Annotated in this window: 12 protein-coding genes; 3 read left to right on the top strand and 9 right to left on the bottom strand. The window is 32.9% G+C overall.

Annotated features, from left to right (window positions below; translation table 11 throughout):
- Positions 1–126 precede the first annotated feature (126 nt).
- Positions 127–2,751 carry an N-acetylmuramoyl-L-alanine amidase gene (locus tag RBU59_RS01280; protein WP_308146075.1) on the bottom strand — a complete coding sequence of 875 codons (2,625 nt, stop codon included), beginning with the start codon at positions 2,749–2,751 and terminating at the stop codon, positions 127–129.
- A 489-nt stretch (positions 2,752–3,240) separates the two neighbouring features.
- On the opposite strand from RBU59_RS01280, the gene RBU59_RS01275 reads away from it, so the two are divergent.
- Positions 3,241–4,296 (top strand): tyrosine-type recombinase/integrase, encoded by a 1,056-nt coding sequence (locus tag RBU59_RS01275; protein WP_308146074.1) that lies wholly within the window; start codon positions 3,241–3,243, stop codon positions 4,294–4,296.
- Positions 4,297–4,393: 97 nt separating this feature from the next.
- Here RBU59_RS01275 and RBU59_RS01270 read toward each other — a convergent pair whose 3' ends face one another.
- The gene (locus RBU59_RS01270; protein WP_308146073.1) at positions 4,394–4,894 is read right to left on the bottom strand and encodes a cupin domain-containing protein; all 501 of its coding nucleotides are present in this window, start codon (positions 4,892–4,894) and stop codon (positions 4,394–4,396) included.
- A 270-nt stretch (positions 4,895–5,164) separates the two neighbouring features.
- Between RBU59_RS01270 and RBU59_RS01265 the strand changes: the two genes are divergently transcribed.
- On the top strand, positions 5,165–5,761 hold the full coding sequence (locus RBU59_RS01265) for a hypothetical protein (protein WP_308146072.1): 597 nt from the start codon (positions 5,165–5,167) through the stop codon (positions 5,759–5,761).
- Positions 5,762–5,953: 192 nt separating this feature from the next.
- On the opposite strand, the gene murA is transcribed toward RBU59_RS01265, so the two are convergent.
- Positions 5,954–7,264, bottom strand: coding sequence for a UDP-N-acetylglucosamine 1-carboxyvinyltransferase (murA, locus tag RBU59_RS01260; protein WP_308146071.1), 1,311 nt, complete (start codon positions 7,262–7,264; stop codon positions 5,954–5,956).
- Positions 7,265–7,685: 421 nt separating this feature from the next.
- Positions 7,686–9,971, bottom strand: a complete 2,286-nt coding sequence (locus RBU59_RS01255) for a DUF5050 domain-containing protein (protein ID WP_308146070.1) — start codon at positions 9,969–9,971, stop codon at positions 7,686–7,688.
- Between the two features lie 461 nt (positions 9,972–10,432).
- On the opposite strand from RBU59_RS01255, the gene RBU59_RS01250 reads away from it, so the two are divergent.
- The gene (locus RBU59_RS01250; RefSeq protein WP_308146069.1) at positions 10,433–11,386 is read left to right on the top strand and encodes a S8 family peptidase; all 954 of its coding nucleotides are present in this window, start codon (positions 10,433–10,435) and stop codon (positions 11,384–11,386) included.
- Positions 11,387–11,540: 154 nt separating this feature from the next.
- On the opposite strand, the gene RBU59_RS01245 is transcribed toward RBU59_RS01250, so the two are convergent.
- The 5 genes from RBU59_RS01245 to RBU59_RS01225 form a co-directional block, all read right to left on the bottom strand.
- The gene (locus RBU59_RS01245; protein ID WP_308146068.1) at positions 11,541–12,842 is read right to left on the bottom strand and encodes a hypothetical protein; all 1,302 of its coding nucleotides are present in this window, start codon (positions 12,840–12,842) and stop codon (positions 11,541–11,543) included.
- 402 nt (positions 12,843–13,244) lie between these two features.
- Positions 13,245–14,036, bottom strand: a complete 792-nt coding sequence (locus tag RBU59_RS01240) for a GNAT family N-acetyltransferase (protein ID WP_308146067.1) — start codon at positions 14,034–14,036, stop codon at positions 13,245–13,247.
- A 17-nt stretch (positions 14,037–14,053) separates the two neighbouring features.
- Positions 14,054–14,749, bottom strand: a complete 696-nt coding sequence (locus RBU59_RS01235) for an NAD(P)H-dependent oxidoreductase (RefSeq protein WP_308146066.1) — start codon at positions 14,747–14,749, stop codon at positions 14,054–14,056.
- Positions 14,746–15,249: a flavodoxin family protein gene (locus RBU59_RS01230; protein WP_308146065.1), complete on the bottom strand. Its 504-nt coding sequence runs from the start codon at positions 15,247–15,249 to the stop codon at positions 14,746–14,748. The genes RBU59_RS01235 and RBU59_RS01230 overlap by 4 nt, the downstream gene beginning before the upstream one ends.
- Before the next feature lie 163 nt (positions 15,250–15,412).
- Entirely contained in the window at positions 15,413–15,781 is a 369-nt protein-coding gene (locus tag RBU59_RS01225) for a LysM peptidoglycan-binding domain-containing protein (RefSeq protein WP_308146064.1), read from the bottom strand.
- Positions 15,782–15,946 lie beyond the last annotated feature (165 nt).

Below are 15,946 nucleotides of genomic sequence, written 5' to 3'. Positions count from 1 at the left end.
GCTCCTTTTATGTAATTTGGATTATTGTTCCAAATGGCAAATTATATATGAAAAAGCCTGCCATTAAAAGCCAAATAATTATTAAGCACAGATTCCTTGACTTTTGCTGACAGGCGTTTGTATTACTTATCTTCCAGTGGGATAGGCACTAAATACATCACACAATGTATCATAAATTGCCTGTGCGGATGCTTCCTGAAAATCCGGATCAGTTAATTTGGTCAAATCACTTGTATTAGACATAAAACCTAATTCAATTAATATGGCCGGTACTGTATTGGCTCGGCATACAGCAAGACTTTGGTCACTGATATATCTTTTATCTGTACCGACTTTAGCCGGTAAAGAATTTAAGAACATAGTAGCTAAGATTTTACTGTTTAAGCCATTTTCAGTTGTTGCTTTATTAGAACCTGTATAATAGATTTCGGTACCCTTTGGTGATGAACTATTATTTGCATTCATATGGAGACTGATAAATAAATCGGCTCCAACTTTTTTTGCAAAAGCAGCTCGATCATATAAGTCAACTTTCGTATTATTGTATCTGGAATAATATGCTTTAATTTCTGAATCCTCAGCATTAAAATATTTCTGTGTTAATTGATACATAATTTTAAAGTTTAAATCCTTTTCATTTATTGTTACACCATTTAATTTACGGATTGCTCCCGGATCTGTTCCGCCATGTCCGGCATCCAAAACGACAATGTTTTTATAGATATCTCTTGGATTTCCTAGCGCTACGCCAACATATCCGTCCATATCTTTTAATTTATATCCCTGAAGTTTAGTAGTACTGATAACAATTTCTGTCATATCGTTTTTATAATCGACAGATATATCACTTATCACACTATTAGAGGAATTGATTGGATATGTATTATAAATGTCCCTATAATCCCCAGGTATACGAAGAACGATTTGATTTTGATAATAAAGGTCCTCATTGGTTATTTCAGAATAAAATACTTCGTCCGGAATTTTAATCTTTAAAGCGTAATCCAAATCCTGATTGGAGCTATCTCCGGTAAAGGTAAGTAAATAGGTATTTCCGGTATTAGTTACTTCATAATTGGCTGAACCGGATGTTTCTAAAATAATTTTAGTAGTATTGCCATCCGTTGTGGTGCTGGTTACGGATTGCAGTGTATTTAATGCTGTATTTAAATACTGCTCACCTACACTGTTAACTGTATTAGGTATTTCTAAAGAAATAGAGCTTCCATTTTCTGTTAAATCAACGTTAAGTTCTTTCAAACCTGTAATCTTTACATAATCATTACCAGCTTGTGTTCCCGCCTCGATATTAGAAATGTAGTTAGGATATAAAGTCAGGTATAAGGTACAGCTATCATCGGATAATGATAATTCATAACTGGTATTCGGATCCATTAAATCAAAATCTATATCAGTAGATGTATCAGCATAATTTGTTGCAGCTGTGATATGATCGGTTAATTTACCGCCTAAACTGTATTCTTTACTATCACCATCTGCAAGATATGAATTGTTGATATGCAGATTCAATGTTTGACCATTAATCTTAACGGTAGATTTACTAAAAGGTGCATAGGAATTAATGGCATATACTTCAATGTTGCTGCTGAATGGGGAATCCATTTTTATTGAAGTAATATTAGAAGACGTATCAATGTCTTCAGAGATTTCGGATGCAGTATTATGACTGTTTGCTTTATTATATTCTTCTGTAAAATCAGATGAGATACCCCAATTAAAAGCAATGGAGTCCGGTACAGGATCGCCGCCTAATTCGGGACCGTCTTCGCCATTCTGATTTCCCTCATCTTCCGGTGCTCTTAATGTAATCACCGAAGTTTTGGTTGAGGAATTCCAGGCATAATCATAACCCAGATAAGAAGCAATAAAACTTCCCGGAACCATGACATAAGATACTTTTGAATCTTTATTCTCAACTAACAGGGGAGCAGTATCCATCGTACGGGATTTACCATTTACATTAGCTGTTTTACTGCCAAGCGTCAGCTTAACAACAGTATCGTTTAGCTTTAACGTTACAACTTTCGTACTGCTGTTATAAGAGTATCCAGCTTTGATGGAAGATGCACTGAATACTTGATATGCACGAAGCATTGCCGTATTATCAATAACAATACTTGGCATAGTACCCAAATTTACTGATTTGCCGTCAACGGTAACTTTACCTACTGTTCCATTATAAGATACATTTTTATTATTATAATACAGATGCATCGGTGATGTTATGGAAGCAGTTGATGCAGCACTGTTCCAGTCATATTTATAACCAAAAGTCTCTGCAACATATCTTGCAGGTACTAAGAGCTTGGTAACTTTCTGATCTTTATATTTTACTTTCATGGGAGCTAAAGACAAAGTAACGGATTTACCGTTTAAGGTCGCCTTTTTACTTCCTGCTGTTAAAACTAAAGTTGTACCGTTCTGGGATAAGGTCAGCTTGCCTTTTGTGTCATCATATTTATAATCCATTTTTATGGCTGATTTAACAAAAACGTCGTTAAACGGAGCCAGGGAAGTGCCGTCAAAAATAATCCCAGGAGTACTTCTCATATTGATAGCAGAGCCATTATATGTATATTTAACCTGTTGGCCTGTATAGGTTACATTTTTATTTGGCCCGTAATAATATAAGTTAAGTTTCGTTGCAGCAAGTGCACTTGTTACCGGCAAACATACCAGCACAACTGCTAAAATCAGCAATAATTTTAAATTGTTACATTTCCTATACATATCTAAATCATCCTTTTGTATTTTATCATTACTTTGCATAGCATAAAAATAGACCGCTTACGACAGGACTACATGCCGTAAATAAATGTAATATAATGTCATGCTATCCGATTCATGTATTAACTAGTTTCAGGTATTACATGTTCATCTTTTCCTATTTCTCTTATTTACATAAGGCAGCTGTTAATGAAACAGCGGACTTATTACTTTTATGCTTTTATTACCGTCTTTTCATTTGTGATTACTCAGTAGTTAAACCTTTTTTCTTTCGTAATAAATTTAACGATTAACACCTCCCATCAGTAAATCAAAACCAGTTACACTATTTCTTTGTTAATTTTGCATAATTTTCCTAATACATTTATACAATACTGTTAAATAGTGTTAAAAGTATGTCATTTTTTTGTTGATTTTCAATTTTATGGTCAGATTATTAAAATTATGTTATAATTACAATAATTATGAAATTTCACTGAGAGGATAGCAGAAATGATTGAGAATAATTATCATGACCAAAAAAATATTGAAAATACAGTTAAGTTACGTGAAATCATAGCAGAACTCCCTCGTTTCTGCAGCGATTTTTTCCGTGGTATTGAGCCGACAACTTCTTCCTTGACCAGAATTGCTTATGCCTATGATTTAAGAGTTTTCTTTCAGTTTTTGTGCAATTCTAATCCCCTGTTTAAAAATACTTCAATCAGAGATTTAAAGGTTGAAATATTAGATCAGATTAAGCCGATTGATCTAGAAGAATATTTAGAATATCTCTCCTACTACCAAAAAGGGGACATAAAAATCTTAAACCAGGAAAATGGTAAGAAAAGAAAATTAATATCCTTACGAAGCTTTTATAATTACTTTTATAAAAGAGAACTGATTCAGTATAACCCTGCCGCACTGGTCGATATACCTAAACTTCATCAAAAAGAAATTATCCGGCTTGATATTGATGAAGTTGCAAAAATGTTAGACGAAGTTGAAACCGGAGAAAATATGACAAAATCCCAGCAAAAGTACCATAATAAAACGAAAGTAAGGGATTTGGCTATAATAACACTCCTTCTTGGCACCGGTATCCGTGTCAGTGAATGTGTTGGTTTGGATATCAATGACGTGGATTTTAATAATGACGGTATTAAAATCAGACGTAAAGGCGGTTACGAATCTATTATATATTTTGGTGAAGAAGTACAGGAGGCTCTGGAAAGTTATTTGCTGGAGCGGGAGGCTGTTATACCGGCGTCCGGCAGTGAAAATGCCTTATTTTTATCCATCCAAAAAAAAAGAATCAGTGTAAAAGCAGTTGAAAATCTGGTGAAAAAATATGCCGGTTTGGTTACAAGACTTAAAAAAATTACTCCTCATAAATTAAGAAGTACTTATGGTACAAGTCTTTACCGGGAAACCGGAGATATCTATCTCGTTGCTGATGTTTTAGGCCATAAAGATGTAAATACAACCAAAAAACACTATGCCGCCATAGAAGACTCCAGACGCCGGAGTGCCGCGAGTAAAGTTAAGTTAAGGGAAAAGAATAACTAAATAAAATTTTTAAGAAAATATAGTTTATTATGAACTTTATTATGTAATTGAACCCCGTAAGGACTCTGCCTTTATAACAATAAGGACAAGATTCGTCTCATTCTCCGTCAAGATAGTTAACTTCCGATTCTATTTTGAAAGATTTTTGCATGTCTCCAGTAAGAATACGCACTTTGCCTGTATTGGGATAGATAACTACTTCAGGTGAACTAACTGTATGAACATCAAGGTAAAAAAGCGGTTCATTTGAATTATTGGTCAACATATGCGCGCCGTTTTCATTTGGCGGCATTACAATTACATCACCTTCGGAAACATTAATATCACCTTTTGGTGTTTTTAATGTAGCAGTCCCTGATATAATATAGAAAACTTCTTCATTCCCTGTATGCTGATGATATGGATAATTACTTTTTCCTGGTTGTAACGTATAGAAGTTAACACTGAGTTTTCCCTCGCCACTTATGTATGGCGAAACACTTTCACTCCTTTGAAATTCGAACGATTTTTCACCCTTATCAATGTAATTATAAATTAGATTCAAATTAAAATCGCGGTACTGCGCTGTCTTTACATTTTTTATTTCCAATTCTCGCATGATAACACTCCTTTCAAAATTTAACAATTAATTTGTAATATTAATGATGGGATATAATTATATGGTAATATTATACATTACTTATTTACGCAAAACAACGTTTAAGTAATGAACTTTTGGAATAAATGTATTGTTATAACAATTATACTTAAAATATGAACTTTACTATAAGATAATGTAAATTCAAAATTATTATTATAATGATTGAATACCAGATGTTAACCTATGTCATATAATAGAATTATAATAATAAGTAATTTAGAGGAGTTTATGGACAATAACAAGGAAGCTTTTCAGAAAACAATATTACAAAATGGTAATGTCCAACGTATTGATAATGCATTTATTGAAGAAATATATATATCAAGCCAAAGAACCGGTTATGTTCTCATATCTTACGGCGCAGAGGAACGTAAGAATTGGAGGTACCGGGATTTTCTCAGGTTAAACGTAGGAAAAGATACTCAGATTATGAATCAGTTCGGAGAATCTCTTTGTCTGTGTGATCTTGAGAAAGGTATTACGGTAGCTGCCGAATTTTCTCCTGCCATGACAAGAAGCATTCCCCCTCAGGCAAGGGCTTTTAGCATCATTGCTAATACGGTGGCTCCGGACTCAATCATTAAGATTGACCGTGTAGTAAGTATTGATGATATAAACGGTTTTTTTATTACAGGGAATCCCTACGATATTAATGATCAAATGATATTTACCGTCTCTGAAGAAACATTTATACTGGATCAGAATTATAACCAGATCTCCTTAAATGAAATACAACCGGGGCAATCCGTCATGGTGGAACATGCCATCTTTCAAACGTTGAGCATTCCGCCTCAAAGTCCTGCTTTTCTTATTCAGCTTCTTTAAACCGGGTACGAAAGAGCTGTTACAAATGCATAAACTTGTTACAGCGAATATATCATATTCGTATGTAATCTCTGCCAAGTAAAATATCCTATAAATTTTGAGACAGCTCTTTCAAATTTAACTTTAGAATAATCTTAAGATTATCCCCAAAGCCGTTTGGTTCTTCTGATATCGATTTGTTAACTGAAGTAATTAAATATATTGGGTTTTTTTATTTATTTCAGGATATTCTTCATCAATAATGGCAATATCTGCACCCAAATCAATCAGTTTGTTAAAAAAATTATCATAACCTCTTAAAATATGCTCCAATCCATAGATTTTTGATTCACCCTCTGCAATCAATGCAGCCATAACCAATGCGGCGCACATTCTAATATCTGTTCCTGTCATTGTTGTTCCGGATATTTTTTGAATACCCTTAATTATAACCTGGGAATATACACTTTCATATGCCATACCCATTCTGTTCATCTCAAATAAATGATTAAACCTCACCGGAAAAATGGTATCTTTTATAGTAGAGGTACCGCTGCAATTTAATGCATAAACGGTTGCAAATGGTTGTAAATCCGTAGGAAAACCCGGAAATGGCAATGCATCAATATTAATTGGTTTTAATTCGCAATTAGCTGCATCTATACTAATAGTATTCTCTTCTATTCTTATATCGGCACCTGAATCAGATAATATGGTAAGTACTGATATTACATGCTCCGGGATTACATTTTTAATGATTCCTGAACCTTTTGTTGCCGCAATCATAAATAAAAAAGTTCCGACTTCCAGCCGGTCAGGCATAACTTCATGAATTGCTCTTTTTAATTTCTTTACCGATGGTTTAATATGAATAACAGGGGTACCTGCACCGGATATTTTAACTCCCATAGAGTTAAATAAAATAGCCATATCAACTATCTCCGGTTCCATGGCAGCATTATAAATAACGGTTTCACTATCGGCCGCACTTGCAACTAACATAGCGTTTTCTGTTGCACCCACACTGGGGAATCTTAAGAATATCTTTTGGCCCTTATAAGGAAATTGTGTTGCCTTACATTTCACGTATCCGTCAACGATTTCCGTATGAATTCCAAATTTATTAAAAACATATAAGTGAATATCAATTGGTCTGTTGCCTATCTTATCTCCGCCAGAAAGAGGTACGGTTGCTTTGCCGAATCTGGCCAGTAAGACACCAAGGAATAAGTTGGATGCTCTGATTTTAGACACATATTGTTTACTTAAATCGGAATATACCATGTTTCCGTTGATAATTACTGCATTATTCTCCAATATCAGTTGTATGCCGATTTCGTCTAAAATACCTCTCATTGCATCAATATCAGAAATTTCAGTAATATTTGTTAAGGTTCCTTTACCGTTTCCTAAACACATAGTGGGTATTAAGGTTAAAATTGAATTCTTTGAGCCATTAATTTCTACTTTGCCCTGCAGTGCTTTACCACCATTAACTTTTAAATAAGTTTTGCTATTTATCATTATATATAACCTCACTAATCCCCATATAGGCAATAGTTCTTTCTTAATTATAAATATTCCAAATCAAAGTATAAGTTAATCATTCTTGAATTTTTAACATCATTTTTTGTTATCAATTCTTTTATAAAACAATATTACTATTTTTTACCATATAAATCAATGTGTATTTAAAAGGAATAGTCAATTAACAATGTTATAGATAATGATTATTATTCAGGAATAGTACATAATCACATATATAGTACTTGCATTGATTCATAGTTGCTTCTATCTGCGGCAGTATACAAGAAATCCTCTAAGATTAATACCACTTAGTATTAATCCCAGAGGATTCTGATATAAAATATAGTTAAAATCAAATTATCAAACATTATATGAACATATATACGCATAAGCTATCAAAATATTTAAACAATAACTTTTATTTTATTGTTGATATATCATCTAGATTAACCTTTATTACGGTATGATTTTTATCTTTTACAAAAGCAAATCCGGCTGTAATATTTAAATCATGTTCTAATACATTACTTTTTACTTCAATTAGATCAGAACCATCTAAATCACCGGAATAGAGTGAAAAGGATAAATCGGTTAAATTAAGCTTGAAGAAATAGATTCTATCTTGATATACAATTAATTTTGTGTCTGCATTCTGTATTATAACAGAACCCATACCGCCACCTACTGGCATTTTCATAATACTTCTGTTATTAAGATTTCTATAATATATATCTTCACCGTAAACTTGAAAGGTAATGATACCACCATCTGCCGATAGCCTTTTTAAGCCGCTGCCGTCAAGGTTCATGCGGTATATGCTGCAGTTATCACTTTCATTAATGTAATAAATATAATCTCCTGTAATATTTAAGCATCCTGCCTGGCCGGATTTACCGGGATTAATCATCTGTAAATCGCTCCCATCCGTTCTCATCTTGTAGATCGTACCGCTTCCAACATAATGATTCATTCCGGAATAATTTGTGAAATACATCCATCCGCCAATGACCGTTAAATTGTCTGCATTTAAATCCGTCAGTCTGACCGGAGCTTCCGACCAGTCCGTTCTCATCTTATAGATACCGCCTATTCCATTAGTATTATGTTTTGACATGGTAAAATACATATACTTATCGACAATATTAATCTCGTAAAAGTCGGTATAATCTTTATTCTCATATTTCTTTAATGAGGTATTACTAGTATAATTTAATGGAGCACGATTTAACCAGGGATCGCAAAAATATAGAGTAGAGCCGCTGGCAGCAGTAAATGCATCATTAATGATATTACCGGTATAATTACCGGCAGTCTTAGAATTAGTTGTTTCTGCAGTCAATGTTCTTAGTTTAACTCTATGAAGATTACCGTCATTATGCTCATCAGGAATATAATAGAGGTAACCATTTACAATATTGGGGTAATAAACCGGTACATCAAGTATTTTAGTTTTAATCTTACCCTCTGTTGTGATTGCATACAATTTGTTATAATCTTTTCCGTTTGAATAATATAAAGTATTTCCGGAAATATTCAGATTTATTGCATTATCGTGGCTTAATCTGGTTATTCCGGTGCCATCAAATTTCACTTTCATAATATCTCTGGTCGCCTGGTCTATATAATAAACATATCTGTAATCGGTAACGATATTCTCTGCTCCCTGAGAGGATATTTTTAATCTGCTGTTGCCATCCAGATTCATTCGATACAGCACCTGATTAGAAGAATAAAAAATATAACGGTTTGATATACTTAGATTCTTCATATTTATGTCGCTTGATAGTTTTTTTCTGCCGGAACCGTCCAGATTCATACGGTATATACGGTTACTATCCTTATGATTAATGTAATAAATATATTTATCATAAATAATAAATTGCGTAATACTATTAAAATCATTAATTTTTTTTCTGCTTGAGCCGGTTATTGTACTGCGGTATAAACTGCCCTGGCTATAATAATAGAGTAATCCATCTTTTATGTTTAAATATTGGGGCCGATATATCGCTTCTATCATTTTCTTTCCGGAACCGTCCGGTTTCATTCGAGATAAATAAAAATCAAATTCAGTTGTGTAGATTAATCCGTCATAATAAATAAATTTACCACCCTGTGCTATATTACCGGGTGTATTACCATAAAGATCTGTTTGAATTATAAGTTCATTTTTACTGTTTAACAGCGTACATCCATAATTAAATGCTTCTGTGACAAACCTTGCCGGCACTAATATTTTGGTTACATTCGCCTTTACATATTTTATTAACACCGGTGCAGCAGGCATTGTCACCTTATATCCGTTTACCGTTGCCGCTTTACTTCCAAGAGTCATACTGATACGATTCCCATCTTTTTGTAATACAATACTACCCTTTGCTTTGTTATAAGAATAAGCTGCACCAATTTTAGATTTTGCAAAAATATCGTAGGCAGATACCATTGTTATTCCATCCGTTATGATACCCGGGCTAAGATCCTTACTGATTTTAATATTTTTACAGGTAACTTTTATCTGCTTCCCTGTATAATAACTTTCTCTTTTATTCGTATAATTATATAGTTTTATTCCGGTAACAGCTTTTAAATGCACTGACGGAATTAATGTTATTAAGATAGAAAGAATCAAAATACAGCTGATTAAATTCCTCTTTGGTAATTTCCTGCTATAAAGCGCTTCTAATATTTTCAATTTTTTTTTCATAATCACGATCACCTTATAATTTTTAAATTAGTTTTTTAAATTATTTTTATTTTAATTCTTACATAACATCATTAGTTTTATATCCTTTCTCTGTCAACTTCCGTTTCTATTCATTTTTTATGTAGGCACATTCGTTATATTTAAAGTATAGTAGATAGATTGATTACCGTATACATGTAAATATTTCCTAAGTGATAAGACCCACTTAATCTTATCAATCAGATAAGATTTACCGTTACATCCTATTTTAAATTTAGGATTAACCTGTATTTTTATAATTATTTATTAACTCAAAATGAAACATTTTTCGACATTACTTAATATAATATAGTAGTGATTGTTATCACTAAAATTCATTTAAGGAATTATGAAATAGGATTAAGCGAATTTTCTTAACCCAAATAGACAGGTATCTGTATTTGGAGCCTCTTATAAAGATAATTCCGGAAAGGAATATTGTAATGTCTAAACTTTCTAATATTTTTCTGATAAGAAAAGGAATACGTTTAGTTCCGTTTAGGGTTAAAGAAATTATAGAGAATGTTAATGAGATACCACAAGGAGTTCAGATGATTCAAGCTCCTGCTATCTGGGATAAAAGCCGGAAAGGGGAAGGGGTTGTTATCGCAGTCATTGATACAGGCTGCCAGATTGACCACCCTGATTTAAGAGATCGAATCATTGGCGGGAGAAACTTTACGAAAGACTTTAATGGTGACCCGAATAATTTTACCGATAATAATGGACATGGAACACACGTCGCCGGTACCATTGCTGCTTCAGAAAATAGTAATGGAGTTCTTGGGGTTGCACCTATGGCAAAACTCCTGATTTTAAAGGTTCTTGGCAAATCCGGCGGTGGAAATTATCAAAATATTATTGAAGCTATTAATTATGCAATTAAGTGGCGCGGTCCTAAGAATGAAAAGGTCAGAATTATTTCCATGTCATTAGGCGGAGATGCGGATGTACCCAAACTACATGATGCCGTAATAAAAGCAGTGAATAATAATATCCTTGTTGTCTGTGCTTCCGGTAATAATGGGGATAACAATTTTAAAACAGATGAGTTAAATTATCCGGCTGCTTATAATGAAGCTGTATCCGTAGGTGCTGTTGATTTTAACAAAAAGATAACAAAATACAGTAATTCCAATAATAATGTAGACTTAGTAGCTCCAGGCAATGAAATCATATCAACCTATCTTGACAGTAAATATGCAAAATTAAGTGGAACGTCAATGGCTACACCCCATGTATCCGGTGCAGCCGCCTTAATTATAAATATGTGTGAAGCGGAATATGGCAGAACTCTTACGGAGACTGAAATCTACGCCCAATTAGTAAAGCATACTACTTCTCTTGGTTTCGACAAAAGGAATGAAGGAAATGGTATGTTATATTTTTCGAAGTAATTTATATATTAACTAAATCTATCAATTATGATCATCCTCCATTCAAAAAAATAGATTTATGAACTGATTGATAAGTAAAAGCTTATCAATCAGTTCATTTTAGTGATCGGATTCAATTTGAGTATCATAATTTCCGTTACTTCCTGAATATCTTTCAGACCTTTGTATCAACAATATTTTTAAAGTCCTTATATAGTTTATCCTGAATCACTGATTTCTTATGATTGTAAACACCGCATTCCCATGCTTTTTTCTGATATTCATACAACATAGCATGTTGAAGATATAATTTTTTCAATGCACTGTAGATTCGTCTGGTATTTTCTATACACACGGCAGCATCTTTTTTATTCAGATATTCATAACCCGGATTATCAACAGGGCAGATTGCCAAAGTACAGCAGTTACTCGCCAGACAATCAACTATTTTATCAGAGAAATAAAATTTTTTTTGCTTCCTGTTTTTTCTGTCAAATGCTTCTAGGTGGAGAATAATATCGGCATTTTTATATACCTTTGTTAAACTTTCTGCTGCAACCGGTGGCTTAATAAAAGTTTGTACACCGTCGTCTAACAGTCTTTTTTGATGTCTTGAGATTTTGTCCGTAACATAAATACTTAATGTCATTCTGGTTGTATTTTTATTCATTTTCTCAAGAGCCTTTTTAACCTGCAATAATGTCTTCCACCGATTATTACTTAAACTGCCTGCATAAACTAACTTAACTGGAAAATGTACTTCCTTAATGTTGAAATCATCCTTAAACTCGCCGCTTTTCCTTAAAACGTCGGTATCAACTTTGAATATATTCTTATATAAATCTGCTTGTTTCTCCGAGAGAGTATAATATTTACTATAAAGCTTCATATTTTCTCTAAGATCTTTTCTGAGATTATACCTCCGCAGCCAATAAAGCGGAGAAAGTTTAAATTGATCCAATATATACTCATCATCTCCTGAATAGGCTACGATCGGTTTATCCGTAAGGCTTGTTATTACTCTTTCTAAATTCAGCATTTTTCTGGAAGCCTGCCGCAAACTGAATATAATATCAGGATTAAAATCCTGAATAAAGGAAGTAAGACTGATTTTATTAAATCTACCCCTTTGCCAGACAATATCATTAAAAAACCGGATAGATTCTGCAGAAGCAGATTTTACATGAGGTCTGGAATACTTTTTGTTTCCTTTTTTTATTGTTTTAATTTTATTTTTATCCTGCGCCTTATCGAATGTAGAAAACTGGACACCTGCTTTTTGTTTTGTAAGTAAGCTTTTTAACATCATCTTATCAGTTATCTGAAAGTATTTGCTGCAGCACTTATTATCCGGTGATCCAGGTGCTAAATATATATTGGCAAGTTCAAAAGCTGAATCAGTAAACCAGTTTGAGAGAATATTATTTTTATCAACAGTATCATTCCACACTTCATCCGTTAATAACAACACTTTCATAATACACCATAACCTTTCCATAAATTTTAGGTAAATTTATGCAGCTTATTTACTGCAAAAGAACATTTATCTGGTGCAATATAAAATACAGTAAACATCATCTTATAAGAGATAGGTGTAAATTGGTTTCTGCAATACTTTTTATAAGCTTTTTATATAAATTCAGAATTTCATTCCTATGTTCTATTATAAAATATTCCGATTAATATTGATTCTGAATCGTTTCATATCCATAGTGTTATCTATTATAAATTTCATATTTTTTCCCTGATTAAGAATCAGTTATCTAATATTAATCTATTATATTCATGTTAAATGCGAGATTCTTCTGTTAAGCCCTAGAATCTGATAAAAATTTATAATTACGATTACTGCAGTAATTAATTTACAATCAAATTAGCTTTATTGTTCTACTGCTCTTCTTAGCATATAGGTATCATAAGGTTTATCATATTCATATCCTAATCTTTCCGCAAGATGGACCGATGTCAAATTAGCGGCATCCCAGCTTGGATATAAGCCTTTTTCCCGACAGGCAAGAATCAATGCTGCCCCGACAATCTGGGCAAGCCCTTTATTTCTGAATTCTTCACGGGTTCCTATTTCAATCTCGATACCATCATTATAAATGGTATAGGAAGAAGCACCGCTTATTATTTTACCATTATATGTAATAACCCTGCCAATACCTCTATTTAAATAATCTTCCCTGGATAAAAAGTTAGACACAAAGTCTTTTGACCAGGTTTCACGTAGTGCTTCGTCATACCACGTTTCATTGATAGGTGATAAAGTATATTCGTTTGGCAATTGATCAACAATAGCTCTAAGGTATTCTAAATTAAATTCATCTTTCTTTTTCTTAATGCTGTATCGCTTGATTTTTTTGCAATTTTCACCAAAGATTTGTTCTATTCTATCACCTATATCACGATTATCCGTAATAACAAATGCTAACGGACGCTCGATTAAATTTAGAATCTGGCTAATAAGCTCATTTGTCGATTCTTTGGTTATATCACCGTTAAGGAAACAAAAGTCGCCTCCTTGAATCATTGCACAGGTCGGGTTTTGCAAATCATCGGTAAATGCTCTTCCCATATGTCCTTGCAGGCAGGTTAGAATCACCGTATCATGCGCGTTCTTAAATAAATATTCTATCTTATATCGTTTTTCTTTCTCAATCTCTATCAAATTGATACCCTCCAAATCTACATTCTTTTAAACAAGTCTCTTCGTTTTAACCCATTTTCTTTGGCTGACATTCTAAAGCCGAAATGAGCTGCCTGGATATAGGCGAATCGTGGAATATTCATATTAATGTATAGATTATCTGTTGTTTTATTCGAGGTTGGGATCGTTTCGGATTGATTAGACAGAATCTCTTTTGTAAAACTTTCCAAAGCTCTGCTTAAATTTTTCTTCGGTCCTCGTCCTGACGGAATATTTGTTAAGGATAACAGCATTCCACCTGAACCTATACCAATCCCCTGTCCCCAGGTAAGTCTTGATTTATATGTCCAGTTCTGCATAATTTCTATTGCGATTTTATTTTGGTTGCCCTCATAAAAGCCACTGTTAACAAGCGTATATACAATAGTATTCTTCCCGCCATTTAAACTATAATAATTCTCTAATATTGTCAGCACATTAAGAAGATGGGACGGAATGGAATCTACATAAAGAGGGAAAGCAAAAATTAATATATTACATTGATAAAGTTGTTTCAATTCTTTTTCATCGATTTCTGGTTTGTGTATGTTAAATTCCTTTATTTCAAAATTTTTATCAAATGTTTCATTTAAATCCCGTCTGATGTCTTTAATTAAATTTTTAATTTCACTAAGCAAATATCTGGATGCGCTGTTATTAATTTTAGGACTTCCATTTATTAAGGCTATTTTCATAGTTTGATTCCCTCCATTTCATCTAACTTTTTGAAAAATCGAACTGTTGATTTATGCGTATTCAGGTTAATTCCATTACCTGTGACTAACTTCTCTGCTGTTTTTTGTTCAGAGCTGGTTATATCCGGTCCATAAAAATATACGGTCAGATTTAACCTGTTATTATAACGGCTTTTGTGGTGCATCTCATTGTTGCGTAAAGTAAAATATGGATGAATATAAGAGATGCTTCTATCTAAAATATTCTTAATAAAAGGGCTATAACAACCATAACGGCATTTACTGATAATAATTACTTCTTCACTTTTAGACAATAAAACACCCATATCACCATAGGAATCCCTGATAATACAGGCTCCAGGTGTTTTGACCCAACACCCAAAACAGCCGATGCAATTATGTATCGGAGCATTTGGCGAAATAACAGTAACTTCATTGCTTATATTCGGAAAAAACTTCTCAAAATCCTGGCTTTCTAAATCATGTATCACTAGTTTCATGTTAGCAACCCTCCTCTTTTATTAGAACCGCATTTTAACCACATTTTTCTAAAAAGTATAACATAACAGTTGATAAAATGATATAGTTAAAGCGGGCCGCTTAAAAATAAATGCTTCTTGACAACCCGCTTTAATAAAAAATATGTATTTGTTTATTCTATAATTACCTCTTCACCGCATAGTAAGGAACGATAATATAACGTCCTTCATGAATCACTTCCGAAGTTAAACCATTACTATACTTAATCTCATCTATATAAGAATTCATATCAGCATATTCTTCAGTAATATACTTACTTGCTATACTCCACAAGGAATCTCCTTTTTCTATCTTTACACTGGTAACGTATTTTTCACGATCTACAGCACGCTCTGCTGTAACTTTTGTGGATATAATACTTAAGGAAAGTATTATACTGCAAGTTATCAGTAAACCAATTAAAATCATAGCTCTTTTTTTCTCTATAAATGTTATTAAATTCGCTGAAAATGATGTCATTTTCCTGATTTCATAAAAATTTCTGTAAGTCATAGAAATACCCTCCTTAAAATAGATATATCGAACATATGATACGAACAAATGTTTCTATATTTGTAATTATACAAACCAAACATTTGTTTGTCAATACCAATTACGGAAAATTTTATTAAATTAGCGAACATAAGTTTTGCATTTCATCAATATCTATGTTATAAT

The sequence above is a fragment of the Anaerocolumna sp. MB42-C2 genome (genome assembly GCF_030913705.1).
Classification (GTDB): Bacteria; Bacillota; Clostridia; order Lachnospirales; family Lachnospiraceae; genus Anaerocolumna.
The sequence above is the reverse complement of the archived record's forward strand: the minus strand, read 5'-3'. Positions and strand labels throughout refer to the sequence as shown.

Excerpts from the sequence above, each read along its gene's own strand:
- murA (WP_308146071.1), bottom strand. The coding sequence starts at position 7,264 with ATGATAAATAGCAAAACTTATTTAAAAGTTAATGGTGGTAAAGCACTG.
- RBU59_RS01280 (WP_308146075.1), bottom strand. The coding sequence starts at position 2,751 with ATGTATAGGAAATGTAACAATTTAAAATTATTGCTGATTTTAGCAGTT.
- RBU59_RS01230 (WP_308146065.1), bottom strand. The coding sequence starts at position 15,249 with ATGAAACTAGTGATACATGATTTAGAAAGCCAGGATTTTGAGAAGTTT.
- RBU59_RS01245 (WP_308146068.1), bottom strand. The coding sequence starts at position 12,842 with ATGAAAGTGTTGTTATTAACGGATGAAGTGTGGAATGATACTGTTGAT.
- RBU59_RS01255 (WP_308146070.1), bottom strand. The coding sequence starts at position 9,971 with ATGAAAAAAAAATTGAAAATATTAGAAGCGCTTTATAGCAGGAAATTA.
- RBU59_RS01250 (WP_308146069.1), top strand. The coding sequence starts at position 10,433 with ATGTCTAAACTTTCTAATATTTTTCTGATAAGAAAAGGAATACGTTTA.
- RBU59_RS01265 (WP_308146072.1), top strand. The coding sequence starts at position 5,165 with ATGGACAATAACAAGGAAGCTTTTCAGAAAACAATATTACAAAATGGT.
- RBU59_RS01225 (WP_308146064.1), bottom strand. The coding sequence starts at position 15,781 with ATGACTTACAGAAATTTTTATGAAATCAGGAAAATGACATCATTTTCA.
- RBU59_RS01270 (WP_308146073.1), bottom strand. The coding sequence starts at position 4,894 with ATGCGAGAATTGGAAATAAAAAATGTAAAGACAGCGCAGTACCGCGAT.
- RBU59_RS01275 (WP_308146074.1), top strand. The coding sequence starts at position 3,241 with ATGATTGAGAATAATTATCATGACCAAAAAAATATTGAAAATACAGTT.
- RBU59_RS01235 (WP_308146066.1), bottom strand. The coding sequence starts at position 14,749 with ATGAAAATAGCCTTAATAAATGGAAGTCCTAAAATTAATAACAGCGCA.